Annotated in this window: 1 protein-coding gene and 2 pseudogenes; 1 reads left to right on the top strand and 2 read right to left on the bottom strand. The window is 65.7% G+C overall.

Features of this window, described 5'->3' with window-relative positions; translation table 11 throughout:
* Positions 1-350 precede the first annotated feature (350 nt).
* Positions 351-524, bottom strand: a complete 174-nt coding sequence (locus ACIBEA_RS44425) for an Rv0909 family putative TA system antitoxin (RefSeq protein ID WP_399270251.1) — start codon at positions 522-524, stop codon at positions 351-353.
* 521 nt (positions 525-1,045) lie between these two features.
* Here ACIBEA_RS44425 and ACIBEA_RS44420 point away from each other — a divergent pair.
* Positions 1,046-1,670: pseudogene (locus ACIBEA_RS44420) on the top strand (dienelactone hydrolase family protein).
* A 48-nt stretch (positions 1,671-1,718) separates the two neighbouring features.
* Here ACIBEA_RS44420 and ACIBEA_RS44415 read toward each other — a convergent pair.
* Positions 1,719-2,219 (bottom strand): annotated as a pseudogene (locus tag ACIBEA_RS44415) (hypothetical protein); the annotation flags it as partial.
* Between the last annotated feature and the right edge of the window lie 103 nt (positions 2,220-2,322).

Below are 2,322 nucleotides of genomic sequence, written 5' to 3'. Positions count from 1 at the left end.
CCTACTCCACCCGCCACAGTAGAAGGACGACTACCCCGCGCACCCCCAAGCAGCGTTCTCCCAGCTCAGCGGTTCCCTGCAATCGAGCTACACCCGACCAAGTTGCGCCCGGCAGGAGCTGCGGATGGCTACCAATTCGGTCCTGCCGCCGAAGCTGGTGATGGACGTTGGCGCGGCCACCAATCTGACAGCACGCGATCCGCGCGCCTGGTAGCGACGGATCACACCCAGACGTTGGCCTTCGCAGCGCGCGTGACTGCCGCCCGGCTCCAGGCAACACAGTCCGCCGCACTCCCGCCTCATCGGTCGGACGGCGGCGTCCGGGACCCAGGTGACCGCGCCTGGACGGGCTACTTGTTGGGGTTGTCGTCGATACCCAGCCCTTGCTCCGCCTGCTGCTGCGCCTTGTCGATCTGATCGGTGTACTTGTTGCCGGTCTTCTCGTTGGCCTCTTCCTCAAGGCTGTCCGAGATGTCCTTCCCCTTGGCCTTCGCCTGGTCGCTGAACTTGTCGAAGACGCCCATTCGCTTCTCCTTCTGTTGAAAGGTCGTAGACAGCATGCCTGTCAGCAGGTGTGGCCGGACGCGCAGACACGCGCCGCCTGCGGGTGAACCGGCCGCTCGCGTGTAAGGCCACAGCCATGCGTCGGAGTCCGCCGCAGAGGCGATATACGCCACCACCCCCAACGCCACACCAGACACTTCGAACGGCCCTGAGAGTGCAGCCCCGGTACTTACTGGTGGGCTCGCATATTCAACTATCGCCAGTTCTCTGCGAGAACAAGCAAACCGGTGACGGTGTGTAGTCGTAGTTCAGTAGGGTCGCCACGCCTGTGAGTGGTTGAAGCAGCACCTCTGTGACCGAGGTACGCACCAAAGAGGGAGCGAGATGATCTTGAAGCGCTGAGCGCTTGGCCCCCGTATGTCCGAGAGACACGCGCACTGTTCTGCCAGCGGCAGAACACCGGCCGGACCGGGCTCGACGATCACTACAGTCCAGTCTCTTGACGACGCGTACGGTCGCGTACCCGGCCGACGGTTTGACGATGATCGGGCACCTCGTGCTCCCGGCCGGTATCGACCGCCGACCTGCGGTGCTGCTCGGACCCGAGGGCATGGGGCTCAGCAACGTCGAACGCCGCCGGGCCGATGCTCTCGCCGAACTGGGATACGTGGCGCTGACCTTCGACCTTCACGGCGGGCGCTATTTGGGCCGCCCCGAGGAGATACTGGCCCGTTGCCTGGCGCTGCTCGCCGACCCTGACCGGATGCAGGGTATCGGCCACGCGGCGCTCGACGTGTTGCGCACCGAACCGCGGACCGACCCCGACCAGATAGCCGCCGTCGGCTACGGCACCCGGAAGCGCCGTCGGGCTGGAATTCGAGCGCGACGGCGTCAACATGCGCGCGATCGGGACAGTCAGCGCAACTACCACGGGCCGACCGGGCGAGGCAGCGCGCATCCGCTGCCCGGTGTGGGCCGGGGTCGGATCGGAAGACCCGATCATGCCGCCCGCGCAACGGAACGCGTTCACCGCCGAGATGCAGGCCGCGGGCGTCGACTGGCGCCTCGCGGCCTACGGCGACGCATTGCACGCCTTCCACCACCCGCCAGTCGACCACCCCACGGTCTCCGGCGACGGCTACCACCCACAGCAGTGGCCGCGGTAGGGGCCACATCCGTGATCACGCCGGAGGTGTCCCCGGCTCAGGCCTCGGTCAGATGAGCGGCGAACTCTGCCCGTGCTGGGCTTGGTTCGGCAGAGTCTGGAGATCCACATCGGCTGGGGGGAAGGATTGCATGCCGTAGCGCATGCTGCCGAAGGCCCATTCGATCTGGCCGTCAACAACGGTGGCCAATAGTTCGGCGAATCGTCGAGCGCCGGACGACAGGGTGGGATCCTGGAGAATGGCGGTGACGAGTTCGTCGTGCTGGGTCCGTAGCGCGGAGCCGATGGCCAGGGCTGCCGCGAGGGAGTTAGGCAGATCCAGACCGTAGTTGCGCTGGATCACATCGAGCAGCGTCAGGCCCGTTCCGTCGTGAACTTCCTTATGGGCGCTGTAGATGTCGTTCTCGAGCCCGATGAGCCGGCATACCAGCCAGCGCAGTTCGGCAATACGGGATGGGACGGGCTCGGAAGGGGGAAGCGAGTCTGGGGTCAGTCTCAGGAGTGTGTGTACGGGATACGCGCCCACAGAGACCTGCCGGTTCGCGAGGTAATCGCCTACTGAGGTTCCCCCGTTGTTCGGGAGTTGCTGATCAGCTGGTCAGGAGGGGTTGGCGGGTGTTCAGGTTCGTTGGTTCGGCCGTCGCCTGGTCGGC

This window comes from Streptomyces sp. NPDC051555 (assembly GCF_044454405.1).
Taxonomy (GTDB): Bacteria; Actinomycetota; Actinomycetes; order Streptomycetales; family Streptomycetaceae; genus Streptomyces.
This window is presented reverse-complemented; position numbering and strand designations above follow the sequence as displayed.

Excerpts from the sequence above, each read along its gene's own strand:
- ACIBEA_RS44425 (WP_399270251.1), bottom strand. The coding sequence starts at position 524 with ATGGGCGTCTTCGACAAGTTCAGCGACCAGGCGAAGGCCAAGGGGAAG.